This window comes from Mesorhizobium sp. M0715 (genome assembly GCF_040320355.1).
In the GTDB taxonomy this organism is placed as follows: Bacteria; Pseudomonadota; Alphaproteobacteria; order Rhizobiales; family Rhizobiaceae; genus Mesorhizobium.
In genome coordinates, this window is the sequence record NZ_JAMYPL010000018.1 from 98,683 (window position 1) to 113,970 (window position 15,288).

Sequence of the window (15,288 nt, forward strand, 5' to 3'; positions counted from 1 at the left end):
ATTGCGATAAACCTTGCTCGCATCGAAATTATTTCGTCGTTGTGGTTGTAACTGTTACGGAGTTCCCCGTCCCCTGATTAATCACATTGCCATTGCCGCTATTTGAAATTGATGGACCAGGAACAGTCGGGACGCTGTCGATTTTCGGATACAAATCAGTGACCATCTGCAATTTTTCTTTGCTACTGAGGTCATTTGCATCGCCTATAAGCTGGCATTGCAGGAACAGAACCCTTTCCCACATGTAAAGCTTGTCAGCCTCAGGGAAGTTTACGAGGACGTTTTTGGCGACCTCGACGTAGGTACCCTCGACCTTTGTTCCCACAGATGCCAATTTCGCGAATAATCCGTCCACCGAAGCATCCAACTTCCCAGTAAAAGACTGCGTAGTGTCCTTAGGGGGTTGAGGTGTTAGGCCGGTACAATCAAGCGCCAACGCAGGAGAAACATTCAAAAACGCCACGATTCCGAGAGGTAGTAGGCGCATGGCTGACCTCATTGCTTGCTGCGAAATAATTATCTTACGGATTGCGTCTCGGCGCAAGTTAAAGAACGCGGCATAGAGCCGTGTAATATGGCAGTTAGCCAAGCCTCTTTTTCCCTGACATCATCTCCGATACCTCGCTCGTGGATCGGCTGACACCCGTTCAAGCCTGAATGCCACGATCAATAGCTATGTAGACAGGGCTTTGCGCAAAGATCTCAGAAGTGCCTCAGCCTCGTCGATCTTCTTCAACACCTCAGGGTCACCCCGTAGGTCAGCGAGCGCGGTCCAAGGAACATGCTTCATCGCCTCCACTGCAGTTTCAAGGTCGGATGCAAGGCCGCCTTTCTTCTTAGGCGCAGGGCCGAGCCGAAGCATAGCAGAATCAATATCGCCCTCGTCGGCGAGGAAGTGGGCGCGAGCCACCGGATCGGGTAGAATGGTCCGAAGTTTCCGAAGCTCTTTCGAGTTCGTAATACGACGCTCCGCCACCTTGCGCACCACAGCGTCAACGACTGCCGGGGTCACAAGTTTCTTGCTCAAGCCCATAAGTTCACGAGCCCACGTAATAGCGCCGCTCGGATCGCGAAGACCTGTGAATTTCTCCGACATTTCGAAAATCTGCACCAGCTTTTCAAGTTCCTTCACACTGATGCCGAGGATATTGGCGGCCCCTGCGCGACCAAGTAGATCAACGAGGCGATAAGCGACCATCTCCTTTTCTTTCGCGTCCCATTCCTTGCGCTGACGGTGTATGTAGATCCACACTCGAAGGCGCTCTTCATCGGTCAGCGGCCGGTCGGTCACTTCAACTGGGATATGCCGGAATTGCTCACGCCCCTGCGCGACGAGCACACTCGAATTCACCCACCGCCGCTCGCCGTCGATGATCCGAAACTTGCCTTCTTGCTCAGGATGGGGCTCGACTAACAAGGGCTCGAAGATACCCTCATTCGCCTCAATCTGAAGCTGGAGTTCCTCATCCTCCTTTGGGCCTAGGCGCGGTTGCCGTTCGTTGGGAACCACGGTGTCGAGATCGACCTTCGTGCGATACGTTCGCAAGACCGTAGACCCCAGTCGGCGTTCTTGTAGACTGAATCCGACAACCTTCCCGTGTTCGGGGCCGCGGTGCTCTGCGCGGGTCATCGGCACTACTCCTCTATGACGGCGTCGCCGTCGCTGGCGTTGTCGTCTACTACGCCGACAATCCGACGAATCTGCGAGCGGAAGTCGCCATTGGACTTGAGGATCGCTTGACGCAAGATGGCGCGCTTGTCCCAAACCTTCCGATGGGCATTCTGCTCGTCGGCATCGAGCTGATCCATCTTGCTAACAAGCGATTCTACGGCGCCGAGAAGCTGGCGCGCGAACGGCGAGTTGATGAAATCATAGAGTTCCACCATCTTGCCTTCGCGCTCAACCGATCCCACACGCAATTCATGATGCTCGACGATGCGCGCGCGCAGGATTTCCGCCAAGGCAAGAACGCGCGCTGGGGAAGCAAGAATGACTTCCTCAAAGGTACAAATCTCCCGTTTGTCCTTGGGAAATTTGTTTGTCGAGAGAATTGCGAAGTCCGCCTTCTCCGCGATCTGATCCTTGCGAAGCTTTACCGCATATTCGCTTGCCCAATTGCCCCGGTTCTTGCTGTCATAGACGATCTTCCCGACGACCTTCCCACCTTCCACGACCTCGTGAATGATATCGACACCGTTGGTGCCTCTGGGCACGGGACGGATGCGGTCACCATCGAACGCAGTCCTCAGGACGTTTTCGAGGTCTAGCTCGGCCCCCTCGCCGAGTTCATTTGCAGTCTTCTCCTGAAGTTTGCGCTGCATATCGCCAAGTTGCGCTTCCAGCCTCATCTTTGCATTCAGTGCATTCGCGCGTTCCGTGTTGACTGCCGCCACCTTGTCTTTCTCAAGTACTTCACGCTGGGCGTTGAGCTCGCCGATATGAGCCTCCTTCATCACGTCAAGCTCTATCGCTCGTTCGGCAAGCTTGTGGTTGAGTGCCAACTCGGCGGCAATGCGGCCACGCTCGGCCTCATCCTTGGCTTTTCCTGCCGCCAATATCTGCTCGGTGGCCTTGGCTTGCGCCGCCGTTGCTGCTTCCTCGCGGATCTCGACCTCGCGCGCGGCAGCATTCTGGATCAACTTGCTGATGTCATCCGCCTTTTGGACGCGTTCCGCCTCGAGCTCAGCGGCTAAACCATCGCGAGCGGCCTCGGCTTCGGCCTTGGCACCCTCGACGGCGGCCATCTCTAGCCGCAACACGTCCTTGGCAGCTGCGGCCGCTTCCGCGCGAACTACTCCCTCGCGGTCGGCGGCTTCGCGGCGAAACCGCTCAATTGCCTCCTCGTTCTTGACGCGCATCTCTTCAAACTGGGTTGCGATGCCAGCTCTCGCCCGCTCGGCATCCGCCTGTGCTTTCTGTGCCTCGACAATCTTGAGGCGGGCTGCTTCATTCGCTCCGCGCACAGCGTCTACTCGGATCAGTGCCTCTCGAGCCTCGGCCTCCTGTTTGGCCTGCTCAAGATCGGCTTTAGCCTTGAGTTCCCCTTGCGATTTCTCACGGGCGTACTGTTGGCGAAGGCGGCTTGTTTCCTCCGAGACCCGTTCCCGAGCGCGAGCCTCAATACGCCCACTGATCTCCTCTATCCGATCTTCCGGGATCGCCTGATCGCAATAGGGGCAAGTCTGTCCGTCGAAGTGGAAATGAGAATGAACTGCTGGCTTAAGCACTGGCGAAGGGGCCGCAGGCATCGGGTACTCCCAAGGTTAGGAAAAACTAGGACCTATTTTCTCCTATTTCTACGAGAAGTCAAGGCCGATCATAAATGCTGACAGACTTGGGGGATGATGGGCTAATTGCTGGCCCGCTTAGAGCACCGCTGTGAGCGAAACAGGAAAACGAATGCGAAACCAATCGCGCTGGCAGAAAAGCCGAAACGGCTGGTGCCAAAACCGGACGTACTCAACTCTGGCGATGTATGCGCTCAATTCTGAGTGGAGGATAAGCGTTGATCACATGTCGCTGAATTTGCAGATCACCGGTGCGACTTGGAGCGGACTGGTACTACCCTCTATTTTTGGGGTATGTTTTCAACATAGACGGTTATAGCAGCAATCCTACTGAGAGCCTCTAACTTCGATTTTGCCTTGATCAACTGTCCAACCTGTTCGTCAAAGCTCGGGTCACTGATGATCCCCTTAATACCCAAGAGTTTTGCGGTAAAGCGCGTCAAATTGCAAACCACCAGCGTCTCTGTACCTTTTTCCGAGAGCGGGGCACAAATGTCGCCGAACCATCTGATGTGGTCTGCGTAGGTGTCATAGTGTGGGTGAACAATGAGGTAGTGACCAGAACCATCCGGGAACGACTTACGCTTCGGATTGCTCCGGATCTCTTTATCCCCTTTCGCATTGTTGCAATCGCGGCACGAGACGGCAAGGTTTCGCGGCGTAAACATAAATCGCGAGGCCTTGGATCGCGAAATGACATGCTCAGCATCCCAAAGCGCTTTGTTTGCCGTTACAATCTGCCGGGCGCAGTAGACACAGTGATAGAGCTGTTCGAGAATATAGTGGTCTTTAATTTCGGCACGAACAGGCTCGACCTCGTCATTACTCCAGTAGCTTGCGGATTGATTTTCCTCTGGAACAGCCTCAAACGCTTTGACGATAGCCTGACTGGCAGGAGAGTATTCAACAGGCGTCATCAGTCGACCGCGTTTCCAGCGTGATTGGCCACGTCCGTCAAGCTGTTGATGATCGCCTTGGACGGATCCTCGTCATCCAAATCGTGTTCGAACTTTTTCAACTCCAGCAAGACACCGTCGAACTCCTTCGAACGAGCTCTTCCATTGGCAACTAAGCTTAGCGCCTCGACGATGCGCTCCTTCACATGAAGATTGCCGTTTGTCGGTAGGCCGAAAGCCTCAGCAAGCAGATAGTCGGCAGACTGCCCCCTTAGCTCACTCGCGGGCGGCAGTTGCTCGCGATCAAGTGAAATGACCTCTGCGTGTGCAGGAAGCTCCGAGATCACCATCGGAGAGTGGGTGGCAACCACAAAGTGACAGCCGTGGTACCGGGCAAACGTTTTTACCAGCAGGTCCACGTACTTTATCTGCCATTCCGGATGTAGACTCAACTCCGGTTCATCAATGAGAACAAGACTCCCATTATGTATTACTGAGGCGAGCGCTACCAGTGCGGATACCATACTTAGTTGACCTGAACTTGCCGCCAACAGATTCGATGGCAATCCGGACTTGTGCGTCACTTCCACGCCAGTAAGGTTCAAAAACCCTACCCTTCGAAGTGGCTGAAGGCGTGCAAACGAGTCGTCGAGTATGCCGCCAGCTTCAAAATCGGCTCTCGTTGCGATCTGGCCCCTTTCAGCCTTCTCTACCGCAAGCTCAAGGAGCATCCGAATCTCTGGGATCGAAACGCCGCTCCGCTCAACTTCTTGCAAGCGCTGCGTTTGGGATGGGCTTAGAACTCCGAGGTCACCTAGGTGAATACCCCGGTTCAATGCGTTGCGAAGCTTTTCCGTTGTGCGCAGCCGATAGATCACGTTTACGGTGGCCTTAAGCCCCAGAAAATCGAACACGGCACCAATATTGCTGCGTCGAAGGGCTTCGTTTTCCCGGGCGTCAAATAGGCTGCTCAAGGACCTATACAATAGAGTCTGGATCGAAGCCCTGCCAAAACGATCTCGCAGGCCCAAATACTGATACATAGACGGCTCGGACGGCGCCACGGAATGTGGCAAGGTACGAGGAACCGGAAACTTGTCGAAGGGGCTAATGGTCAGCGCCACAACGCGCCGTGGCAGAGGAAGCGAGTGTATATCTACTACACTTCCATCAACCAGTAGGCGAACCCTTTTGCGTACGTCTTGATCCAATGAGCAGAGTCGACCGTCGACACGGTAAGTAAGATGATCGAGCGGGAGCGGACGGAGTCTGCCTCGCTTCCCGATCCGCAGTTCTTCCAATTCCACAAAAGTTTGTACGATGGCACTCAGCAGGTGTGACTTCCCAGTACCGTTCTTGCCGATTACAGCGGTCACGTGCTCGTGCTCGCTACCAACGGGAGAGCGCGGTTCCTTCAGGAATGTGGCGTGGGGGTTAATGTAAGGCCTATCACGCCGCCATGGCATGTTTACCTGAACATCAGCCGTTCGCGCTTCGAGTAACTGAAAATCTTTTTCGGCGTACATCAGTCGTTTCGGCGGATCGCGTTAGAGTCTGTTTCTCTTGGCTTGTCGGCGGAGGCTTCTTGCCTCGAGCGGGCATTACGGATAGCTGAAGTCGAGCATCTGATCGAGCCACTCCGCCGCTTATTGGAAAGCTGCAATGTGAGAACTTCGTGCGAGACTGCTCGAGGAAAAGAAGCCGCCACAATCAGCGCGCTTGGAACAACCGGAGCAATCCTCAACGTATTCATTTTTCCAATCACTGATCGACCGCTTTGCGTACCTATGGATGGAGCTATCCAGAAGACAAAGCTGGTGGTTGTAGACTGAAACGTTGATCCGAGCCGCAGCCAGATATTGCACGGCCGCGCGCAGCTGGCTCCTATAGTCGTATGGGTCCATCCAGAGCTTATCCATGTTTGCTCTCGTGTACCCAGTGATCTCGAGGCCCATGAACGTCACGTGATCGACGAAGGTTAGGTTCCTGAAAATGAAATCCGACAAGTCAGCGAGACCCTCATACGTCTGCTTATGAACGACGACTCGTATCTCGACCTCGGCACCAACTGACTTCAAATTCATGATCCCGCGGATCGTTTCGTCAAAAGCGCCTTTGGACTGAACCACGTAATCGTGCACTTCCGGATCAGCGGAATAGATCGGTATGCCGACCGAAAGGCGGCGGTGTCCAATCGCTTGATACCTCTCCGCAAAGGCCTTGTCCTTGAACGTTCGGCCGTTGGAAAGAATATGAATTGGCGTGTTAGGAAGGTGGTCGCGAGCCGAGGCCAGAATGTCAAAGAAATCCTCACCCACCAGCGTTGGCTCACCGCCAGTGATTCCGAGAAACGGGGTCGTTGCGGGCAGCAGGGGCAGCACATCCAAAATCTCCCGCGCCAACCAGCGATCGTCAACGTCTTTGGGTGGCTGGGAGCACATCAAGCACAGGTGGTTGCACCGCTCCGTTACGAGGAAATAGTTCGCGTTGGCATCCTTTCTGAACAGGACACGCACTGCCTTCCGATCCGGCACAAAGCGGATAACGTCTCCCTCGCTGAGGTAGTCGAACTCTTGGGGCAGCACGACTAGTCGTCGGTCTGAAAACAGTCGCTCAGCCTCCGGCCGATGCTCCTCAAAGGTGACAACCCACTGGCATTCGGAATGAAACGCCTGCCCTTTGAAAAGATACGCATCATGCTCCGGGTTAGGCGCTTGATCAGCTTGGCCCGTCACGAGCCTAAGTGCCACTCGCTGTGAGAAATCACCGACGCTTGCTGACGCAGCGAAGCCACTCAGTCGCAACATCCTAATTCGCCCAACTTAGGAAGAGTTCTCGGGCGGTAACGTCCCTATCCATAAGGTCGATCAGCCTCTTGAAGATCGACATGTTGCGATTGCAGAATCCGGATCGCGTTTTGAGGCCAACAAAGTCGCCCTGCGTTGCAGTGTGGAATACGGGATCAGACCCACAAAAAGGCTCGTAGGCGCATTCGGCGCACATCGGAGCGGACCCGGCAAAGGACTGCTCAATAGGATCGAGGAGAGCGTCAGACCCGAAAATCTCCGCGTACGTGTTTTCGTGGACGTTCCCGAGCAGAAATGTCTTGTCGCCCATCTCAGCCAACATGCGCGCTTCGTCGGATGCGTAGACGCTGGCGTCATAGTTATAGACAACGGCGGAGATACCGATGCCTGCCGGGCTCATCAGGTCCACATATCCCGGCTCGAAAGGCGTGAGCATCTTTGTAAGGATGGTGGCCGCGTAAAACTCCTTGAAAGGAATGCCGTTCCGATTCAGTTCCAGGATGTAATTCAGCCCGTCGAAGTAGAAGTCGAGCCAGTGGTCCACGTCATAGGCAGCGTACGATTTCGTCTTGACCGCGAAGCCGTAAGGGGAGAGCGGCCGAAGGAATATTCCGGGGAAATCTAGCCGCACGTATTCGTCAATGATCTCGCGCACCAGTGGAAGGCTGGCTTTGGTCGTCGTCATAAGTGCGCTGACGCGTTCATGGCCGAGAGCCAGTCTGGCCTTGTGGATACCTGCCACAGCCAATTCATAGCTGTTCTTTCCCGGGCGCGGTCGATTGGCATTGTGAAGAGTGGCCGGACCATCAAGCGACGTAGAAATTAGGACGCTGTGCTCGCGGCAAAACTCCAAGATTTCGTCCGTAACGACAGCGAGATTCGTCGTGATAACGAATTGCAGCGACCGCCCGGCGACCTTGTTGATCGCTTCAGCCCGATGCACGACGTGTTGGATCAACGGGAAATTCAGAAGCGGCTCGCCGCCTTGGAACTCGATCTTGATAGCCGGACTTGGAGACTGGAAAATGAGCGCCAACGCCTTCTCGGCAGTCTCCTCTGACATATCGAAGGCTGAACGATCTTCGCTTTGACGGGATACCTGACAGTAGGGGCAGGAGTGCTCGCAACGCAGCGATACGACCATTATGTGGAGCGAGGTGAAGTTCTCAAGCCTCTTTGCCTTGGTCCGAACCTTAAGCGCCAGCAGCTCCTTGCCGATATTGGAGGATGCATCAAAGAGGAACTGCCTGCTGCGCAGGCGGGAGTAAACGGGGTGTGCGCTGGGAAGCTCGTGCTTAACAAACGAAGCCAGCACGGCGCGCGGCAATACCAGATATTCGCCCGCTTGGTTGGTCAGCACATACCGCTCGTCGTCCAACTGGGAAAAACGGAAGTACGCGAGTTGGTATGTGTCGTCCAACGGTCGTTGGAACTCAGTTGCCGGAGCAAACTTAGTCATCGGACTGTAGGCCCGATCTGGAAAACGCCAGCGCCAGTATCGCGTTTCTAACCGTGGCGGTTTCGGCGGCGATGCTGCTACGCAGGTCCTGATCCAAGACCTCTAGTCGCAGCCTCTCTATCGCTGCGTCGGCCGAAGCTTGCACGGCCGCCTTACTGAAGTTGATCGTGCATACTGCGAAGCCGCCCTCGATCGTGATCTCAACCGCAGCGTTTCCGGTTACCCGATACGCTGCGCGCTTCACACAGTCGAGGCTGAAGACTGACAGATCAAACTTGACTTGGGCAGTCTGGACGAGCTCGCTATCGCGAGAGGTGTCCGACATCAACAATAGCTGTAGCCAGAGCAGTGAGAGCCGTGACTAGCATGGCTTGAATGGCTAGTGTGGTACGCCATGATGACGTCTGTACCATTTGAGCGATCGAGCACCTCACCGTAGCCGAGGTCCGCCGGAACAGTGCCAGCTTCAGCGAGCTTGGCCGAAGGCTGATTTGCCGATTCGACAAGGACCGCAGCTTGAACCTGGCCGCCGAGAATCATCGTGGCCGACAAGGCCATTGGTGACAGGAAATTGCGCTTCGACATTATCCAAACCCCCGTTTGCATCCGACTCAATATCAAACGGAGCCCGTCAGAGCAAGTGTTGTGATACAACTGCTATTAAGCAAGTGCTAATGATCCACTTAAATATTGCGCACTGTCGATGGAGCTTTATTCCGTAGCTCACAATTGAAAGTGGTGAACGATTGCACTCGACGGCGAGAGTCTCCGTTTTAGGCTTCTTCCCATTCACAGAGCTGTTTTAGTCAGCGTTAGAATGCGGCCATCAATCCTAATACGCCATTGGTGCCCCCCATCGTCCAAGGCCTCGAAATCCCCTAGATGAGCTTGTCGATGATGGTTGGGGCACAGAACCATGATATTGTTAGCGGCCAATGTGCCAGCCATCAGTAGCGAGACCGGTTGGACATGATGAGCTTCCGCAAAGGGAGTTCCGTCTTTGCGAAGGAACGCAATCGGGTCAAACCCGAGGGCTTCGCAAATCTGGCAGCGACAGCCTCGAATTTCCTTCACTTTCTGACCAATTGGGCCGCGTTCAATGTATTTGCTGATGCGAGACTTGCGCACCGGATCGGACTTCGACGCCTCGAGTTCGAGCATCTTAATGCCCTTGGAGGTCGCGGCTTTCTGCTCGTCCGTGAGGTCGAGGCGGGTCAAACCGGCCCGGCGATACACCTCTGAGAATGCCCGTCGAGATATCGGGATGGTAGCGCTCGGCATCGGCAATCTAAAATGCCGGAAGTCCGCGTTGTTAGGCAGCCCACCAACGGCGATTGGGTCTTCGACGAGATTGGCGAGCAGCTTCAAAGGAGCGCGCCATACGACTGCCCGGGCGTCCGCCCTATTCGCGTAATATGCCTCGCTATCGTCCGGCTGAAGACGAGGAGAGCCCAGAACCTCGACTATTGCATAAACCGCAGCTGGATGAGATGCGGCTGCTCTTTTTCCCCTCCGAGCGTTGATGCGCAGGACGCCGAGGTCGCCTGCCTGCATTTCCTTGTGGTTATGATCGGAAACTTTGTAGAGCACGGTCGTTCCAGCGTCTCGAAGCCATGCTTCGCCATGCCACACTGTTCGGTTGCAAACGAACATCCAATAGCCGGTGGGCGGAAGTTTGCGTAATGTCTCGGTGGGCAAGGGCGGGCGCAACGGCAACGGGGCCGCATCAGCAGCCGTGTAGGTCTCAATTACTTTTTGCAGAGCTTCGATGGTGCGCGTACCGACGTTTGGCAAGGGCTTATATCCCTCTATCCAAGGAAGGCCCATCAGGTTGAGCACATGCGAGATGTTCTGCATACGGTGCTCTGTGCTCGTTCTGGACGCGATTGGCCCTGATACCAACATGCGCTGAACGGCCGCTTTGTTGTATTTTTCACCGCGACGTTCGAGTTCCTGCATCTGAAGATAGGCTTCTACGGCAGCTGCAAGCTCGTCAGTTGTCCATTCTGTGGTTGCCATCTCTTCCCCCTTGTCCTCGACCTTTTCGCGGAATTTCACCTCCAAGGACCCATGCAAGATACGCGGCTGCACCGTGTTTCTTAATCAATTCAGCGTCGCAGCTATCGCAGCAAGCGGTGTGGTGGGTTCTCGGCGCACGTGTTCCAAAAACCCATTCAAGGATCCGCTCTGCAAGGCTCAGGTTGTGCCGTTTCTCGCTATCGCCGAAATAGTTGCGGATCGACTTACGAAAACAAGAAGTCGAGCGGAGCATCCCGGCCACTTGATCGATGTTCCGGGTCCGCTGCTCCAGCATGACCGCTCTTTGGTGTTCATCCCCCGGTGCATTCGAAACGGTCATCTCGGCCATGAATTTGAGGCGTCCCGTATCACCTCGGCCCTTACCGTCGTGGAACATGACCGAGACCGACGGCTTCCCATCTCTTCCAGCGCGGCCAAACTCCTGCAACAGGTCTTCAACAGATGCTGATTGTTGCCAGTGCACCACCAGCCGCACGTTAGGAACGTCGAGGCCCATGCCAAAGGCGTTGGTGCAAACAATCTGATCGACCACTGGGCGGCTCTGCCCCAAGAAGCGCTTCACGAGTTCCTGCCTCTCCCATGCAGTTCCCAGCTTGGAATGATAGAATGGGATGTCCAACCCCATCGCCGACAAAGCAGTCCGCAGTTCGTCACCCACTTTTACCGTAGGGACGAAAATCATCGCCTTCTGCCCCTTCAACTGGGACAGCGCCAGCATGGATGCTATTTCCTGCGCCCGCTGTTCAGATCGACAATGCCGTCGCAACATCGCGATGTTTGGCCTATCCACATCGCGGACGAACACCTTCGCGTCCGGGATGCCAAGCGAGGCGAGAATCCGGTCCTGCATTTCCTTTCCAGCGGTAGCTGTGAAAGCCAAGACTGGGGGAGCACCGAGCTTTTCCCGAACCTCGCGCAAACGCCCGTATTCGGGGCGAAAGTCCTCACCCCAGCGGTCAACGCAATGGGCCTCGTCTATAATCAAAAAGGACGGTTCGCTCCGCTTAAGCTGGTTGCGCTCGGCGTCGCTACGAACAAAAAACCGCTCCGGCGCTACATAGAGGAGTTTTATGGCCTTCAGGCCAAGCAGAGAAAAGCGGGTCTCCCTCTCTTCGCGGCTGAGATCACTATTGATGAACGTTGCCGGTATTTTCTTGGCCAGAAGGTCGGACACCTGTTCGGACATCAGCGCCTTCAAGGGAGAAACAACAAGGGCGACTCCACGCCTCAGCACCGCGGGAAGCTGAAAACATAGGGTTTTGCCGGAGCCTGTAGGGCTGACAACCAAGACGGATTTTCCCGAAAGCGCCGCCAATATGATCGGCAACTGACCGTGGCGAAATCGCTCCAAGCCAAACAGGCGTAGTGCGGGTCCGAAGTTGCCCGTCGCTTCGGTTACTATGCCCTCACGGTCCAGCCATCTTGCGAGCCGCACAGCCCATCTCTCTATGGCTCTTCTCGCTAGACCACCAGCTAAGTTTGGGTGATGGCGGGCGTGACAGCCGTCGCAGAGCGTGACCAAGTTCGACATTTCGTCGGTTCCGCCCATCGAGCGAGGGAGCAAATGGTGGACGTCCGCATCCGCCGACTTGAGCTTGATGCCGCAAGACACACAGCAATAGCCGTCGCGCTGCAAAACCTGCTGCCGGATCATGGGCCAGCTATTGGATGGCACGTTCAGATCAAATGTCCCCAATGTAGTCAGCAGCTGGCAGGGTAGTCCCTCGAAAGCACCGAAAGTCTACGCGGAATAGTGAGAGGTCTCAGTTAAAACCGGGTGTAGGAAACTCTTGACAGGTTTAGTGACCGGAGGCATTGCCGTGCCGGTAAGGGGATTTGGGCAGCATGGTGAAACTGATTTCAGCGTTATTGGCCGCCATTTTCCTCGCCGTCTCACCGGCAGCGGCCGAGCCCAAATTCGGCGACTATCCCACAAAAATGTATCTCAAAGGGAAGTCAGCCCTGCCAAAATTTGCGGGCTCCGTTGCCCAATTCAAGACGAGGATTCGCAACGGTATGAAGTCCGGCCCGAACTACGGCGGCCACTTTACCCTGATCGAAATCGGCTGTGGCACGTCGTGTATTTTCGCGTTTCTGATCGATGGCCGTGATGGCAGAGTGGTCGATTTTCCACTCGGCGGCGAGGACAACTATCAGCTTCAACTCCGCTACGGTATCGACAGCACTCTGCTGCAAGCAGACTGGATGGACACCAGCAACGGCGCGTACAACACGTGCGTCCGGCGCTTCTACGATGTCGGGTCGGGGAACCTGACCATGGTTTCTGAGGCGACATATCAGATCCAACAATATTCGTTCTGCGGCCAGTGACAACGCTTGCTCCGCTCTTGGTGATTTGGTGGCATGGGTCGAGATACGTCCTGATTGGCAGAGAGAGACGCCGTTCGACGCCTTGTCAAAGGTGAAACACTCGACGATCAGTCGATAGCGTATTGTGGGAGAGGGCTGGCCATATGATCGAACACATTCAGCTACTCAGAAATGTCGGATTGTTCGACAATCTTAGCCCTCCGGCGCAGACGGCACTCACGCCTTTCACCCTGATCTATGGCGAAAACGCTCGCGGAAAGACCACATTGGCGGCGGTGCTGCGTTCTTTGGCGACCGGCAATCCTCGGCTTGTTCTCGAGCGCCACCGGCTCGGGGCACAGCATCCGCCACACGTCGTCTTCCGCCATACCGGAGGAACCGTCGTTTTTCAAAATGGCGCGTGGACACAACCACTGCCGGATGTTGCAATCTTCGATGATGCTTTCGTATCGGCGAATGTTTGCTCGGGAATCGAACTTCAAACGGCACACCGCCAAAATTTACACGAGCTTATTCTTGGCGCTCAGGGCGTTGCGCTCAACAGCGCGCTTCAGGGGCATGTTGCCCGAATTGACCAACACAACGCTGCGCTTCGCCAACTTGCGGACGCTATACCCGCCGGAGCTCTAGGCCCTTACAAGGTTGACGCCTTCTGCGATCTCGAAGCAGACCCGGAAATAGACCGGAAGATTCAGGAAGCCGAGCGACGCCTGGCTGCGGCAAGGTCAGCCGACTCGATAAGGCAAAGATCCGGATTTCAGGCGATCCGCCTACCGGATTTCGACATCGATGGTATCGATGATATACTCAGGCGCACTCTCGCCGATCTTGAAGCTGCCGCCGCCGAGCGTGTGCGTAGCCACATCGCCAAGCTGGGGCGCGGCGGTGAAAACTGGGTATCCGAGGGCATGGCACTCATCGCGCCTGCCTCGGAGGGAAACGAAGGGGAGGTTTGCCCATTCTGCGCGCAAGACCTCGCGGGCTCCGATCTGATCGCTCACTACCGCGCTTACTTCAGCCAAGCGTATGAAGATCTAAAAGCCGCCATACGGCAGACCGGGATCGCGGTACGCGATACCCATGCAGGTGACATCCCTTCTGCCTTCGAGCGCGACGTGCGTACAGCCGCGCAGGCGCATGAGTTCTGGAAGGACTTCGCGGAGCTGCCGGAAATCGACATCGATACTGCGGCGGTCGCACGGCAATGGAATGCCGCGCGAGAGTCTGTCCTCCAACAGCTTCGCGCAAAGGCCGCTGCGCCGCTGGAACCGATGTCGCTCACACAGGAAACACGACAGGCTATTCACGACTATCGCGCGCGTAGCGCCGAAGTCGCAGCGCTTTCCGAACGTCTAGTCGGAGCCAACGCTCATCTGGAAGTCGTCAAAGAGCAAGCCGCCGCAGACGACCTTTCTGCATTGAGCACCGACCTCGCCAAACTAAGAGCGCAGAAGGCGCGATACGAACCAGAAGTCTTGCCTCACTGCGATAACTATCTGACAGAGAAGGCCGCGAAGACAGCAACGGAAGCGCTTCGAACGCAGGCCCGCGTGGCCCTAGATCAATATCGGCAACAGATTTTCCCTGCTTTTGAGACGGCGATCAACGACTACCTGCGCCGCTTTGGCGCGTCGTTTCGCCTGGGGGAAGTCCAGTCGGTCAATACCAGATCGGGTTCGTCGGCGTCGTACGTCGTCGTCATCAATCAGCAAAACGTGGATGTCACAGCCGAAGCTGGCCCATCCTTCCGAAACACTCTTAGCGCAGGCGACCGAAATACGCTCGCCCTTGCTTTCTTTTTCGCGTCGCTGGAACAAGACCCAAATCTTGCGAGCAAGATAGTCGTTATCGACGATCCAATGACAAGCCTTGACGATCATCGCACTTTGCGAACGCGCGAGGAAATTATGGCGCTAGCCACTAGGGTGCGTCAGGTGATTGTGCTCTCACATTCCAAGCCGTTCTTGTGCAGCCTTTGGGAACAGGCTGACAGGAACACTTCCATTGCCCTGAGGATCAATAGAGCAGCGGTCGGTTCCGAAATCGCAGTGTGGGATGTGCGCAGCGACAGTATTTCTGAGCACGACAAGCGCCATGAACTCGTACGGGCATATTTGCAGGTTGCCAATCCCGCTCGGGAACGCGAGGTAGCGCAGGCGCTAAGGCCCATCCTGGAGTCATTTATGCGTGTCGCGTACCCAGAAAACTTTCCGCCGGGAACGCTTCTTGGGCCATTCATTGGGATATGCGACCAGCGCGTTGGCGGGCCTAACGAAATACTCTCGGCAGCCGACATCGCCGAACTTAGATTGTTGCTTAACTACGCCAATCGGTTTCACCATGACACCAATCCGGCCTGGCAGACGGCTGCGATCAACGATGCCGAGCTTTCCGACTTCGCGGAGCGAGCTCTGATCTTCGCGTCGCGACGCTAGCCCTGCTGAAATAGAGTAGCAATTTCAATTGC

General features: G+C 55.6%; 13 protein-coding genes. 2 read left to right on the forward strand and 11 right to left on the reverse strand.

All coding sequences use genetic code 11. From position 1 onward, the window contains the following. Positions 1–28: 28 nt before the first annotated feature. From NKI21_RS21060 to NKI21_RS21110, 11 genes are all read right to left on the reverse strand, one after another. Positions 29–589, reverse strand: a complete 561-nt coding sequence (locus NKI21_RS21060) for a hypothetical protein (RefSeq protein ID WP_352867104.1) — start codon at positions 587–589, stop codon at positions 29–31. A gap of 84 nt (positions 590–673) precedes the next feature. Continuing rightward, positions 674–1,630 (reverse strand): ParB/RepB/Spo0J family partition protein, encoded by a 957-nt coding sequence (locus NKI21_RS21065; RefSeq protein WP_352867106.1) that lies wholly within the window; start codon positions 1,628–1,630, stop codon positions 674–676. Between the two features lie 5 nt (positions 1,631–1,635). Next, a complete protein-coding gene (locus tag NKI21_RS21070; RefSeq protein ID WP_352867109.1) occupies positions 1,636–3,249 on the reverse strand; it encodes a DUF2130 domain-containing protein in 1,614 nt (537 codons plus the stop codon). Positions 3,250–3,569: 320 nt separating this feature from the next. Further along, positions 3,570–4,205: an HNH endonuclease gene (locus NKI21_RS21075; RefSeq protein ID WP_352867112.1), complete on the reverse strand. Its 636-nt coding sequence runs from the start codon at positions 4,203–4,205 to the stop codon at positions 3,570–3,572. Next, positions 4,205–5,710: an AAA family ATPase gene (locus NKI21_RS21080; RefSeq protein WP_352867114.1), complete on the reverse strand. Its 1,506-nt coding sequence runs from the start codon at positions 5,708–5,710 to the stop codon at positions 4,205–4,207. Before NKI21_RS21080 ends, NKI21_RS21075 begins: the two co-directional genes overlap by 1 nt. Before the next feature lie 120 nt (positions 5,711–5,830). After that, positions 5,831–6,991, reverse strand: coding sequence for a His-Xaa-Ser system radical SAM maturase HxsC (hxsC, locus tag NKI21_RS21085; protein WP_352867116.1), 1,161 nt, complete (start codon positions 6,989–6,991; stop codon positions 5,831–5,833). A gap of 1 nt (position 6,992) precedes the next feature. Continuing rightward, entirely contained in the window at positions 6,993–8,411 is a 1,419-nt protein-coding gene (hxsB, locus tag NKI21_RS21090; RefSeq protein ID WP_352867118.1) for a His-Xaa-Ser system radical SAM maturase HxsB, read from the reverse strand. A gap of 31 nt (positions 8,412–8,442) precedes the next feature. After that, positions 8,443–8,775 carry a His-Xaa-Ser system protein HxsD gene (gene hxsD, locus NKI21_RS21095; RefSeq protein ID WP_203277861.1) on the reverse strand — a complete coding sequence of 111 codons (333 nt, stop codon included), beginning with the start codon at positions 8,773–8,775 and terminating at the stop codon, positions 8,443–8,445. Then, positions 8,775–9,035: a hypothetical protein gene (locus NKI21_RS21100; protein WP_127218519.1), complete on the reverse strand. Its 261-nt coding sequence runs from the start codon at positions 9,033–9,035 to the stop codon at positions 8,775–8,777. The genes hxsD and NKI21_RS21100 overlap by 1 nt, the downstream gene beginning before the upstream one ends. Before the next feature lie 204 nt (positions 9,036–9,239). Then, positions 9,240–10,469, reverse strand: a complete 1,230-nt coding sequence (locus tag NKI21_RS21105) for an HNH endonuclease (protein WP_352867122.1) — start codon at positions 10,467–10,469, stop codon at positions 9,240–9,242. Then, the gene (locus tag NKI21_RS21110; RefSeq protein ID WP_352867125.1) at positions 10,444–12,144 is read right to left on the reverse strand and encodes a RecQ family ATP-dependent DNA helicase; all 1,701 of its coding nucleotides are present in this window, start codon (positions 12,142–12,144) and stop codon (positions 10,444–10,446) included. Before NKI21_RS21110 ends, NKI21_RS21105 begins: the two co-directional genes overlap by 26 nt. A gap of 191 nt (positions 12,145–12,335) precedes the next feature. On the opposite strand from NKI21_RS21110, the gene NKI21_RS21115 reads away from it, so the two are divergent. Next, on the forward strand, positions 12,336–12,821 hold the full coding sequence (locus tag NKI21_RS21115) for a hypothetical protein (RefSeq protein WP_352867128.1): 486 nt from the start codon (positions 12,336–12,338) through the stop codon (positions 12,819–12,821). A gap of 143 nt (positions 12,822–12,964) precedes the next feature. Then, positions 12,965–15,256 carry an AAA family ATPase gene (locus NKI21_RS21120; protein WP_352867131.1) on the forward strand — a complete coding sequence of 764 codons (2,292 nt, stop codon included), beginning with the start codon at positions 12,965–12,967 and terminating at the stop codon, positions 15,254–15,256. The last annotated feature ends 32 nt before the right edge of the window (positions 15,257–15,288 follow it).

Excerpts from the sequence above, each read along its gene's own strand:
- NKI21_RS21065 (WP_352867106.1), bottom strand. The coding sequence starts at position 1,630 with ATGACCCGCGCAGAGCACCGCGGCCCCGAACACGGGAAGGTTGTCGGA.
- NKI21_RS21070 (WP_352867109.1), bottom strand. The coding sequence starts at position 3,249 with ATGCCTGCGGCCCCTTCGCCAGTGCTTAAGCCAGCAGTTCATTCTCAT.
- NKI21_RS21075 (WP_352867112.1), bottom strand. The coding sequence starts at position 4,205 with ATGACGCCTGTTGAATACTCTCCTGCCAGTCAGGCTATCGTCAAAGCG.
- NKI21_RS21080 (WP_352867114.1), bottom strand. The coding sequence starts at position 5,710 with ATGTACGCCGAAAAAGATTTTCAGTTACTCGAAGCGCGAACGGCTGAT.
- hxsC (WP_352867116.1), bottom strand. The coding sequence starts at position 6,991 with ATGTTGCGACTGAGTGGCTTCGCTGCGTCAGCAAGCGTCGGTGATTTC.
- hxsD (WP_203277861.1), bottom strand. The coding sequence starts at position 8,775 with ATGTCGGACACCTCTCGCGATAGCGAGCTCGTCCAGACTGCCCAAGTC.
- NKI21_RS21100 (WP_127218519.1), bottom strand. The coding sequence starts at position 9,035 with ATGTCGAAGCGCAATTTCCTGTCACCAATGGCCTTGTCGGCCACGATG.
- NKI21_RS21105 (WP_352867122.1), bottom strand. The coding sequence starts at position 10,469 with ATGGCAACCACAGAATGGACAACTGACGAGCTTGCAGCTGCCGTAGAA.
- NKI21_RS21110 (WP_352867125.1), bottom strand. The coding sequence starts at position 12,144 with ATGATCCGGCAGCAGGTTTTGCAGCGCGACGGCTATTGCTGTGTGTCT.
- NKI21_RS21115 (WP_352867128.1), top strand. The coding sequence starts at position 12,336 with ATGGTGAAACTGATTTCAGCGTTATTGGCCGCCATTTTCCTCGCCGTC.
- NKI21_RS21120 (WP_352867131.1), top strand. The coding sequence starts at position 12,965 with ATGATCGAACACATTCAGCTACTCAGAAATGTCGGATTGTTCGACAAT.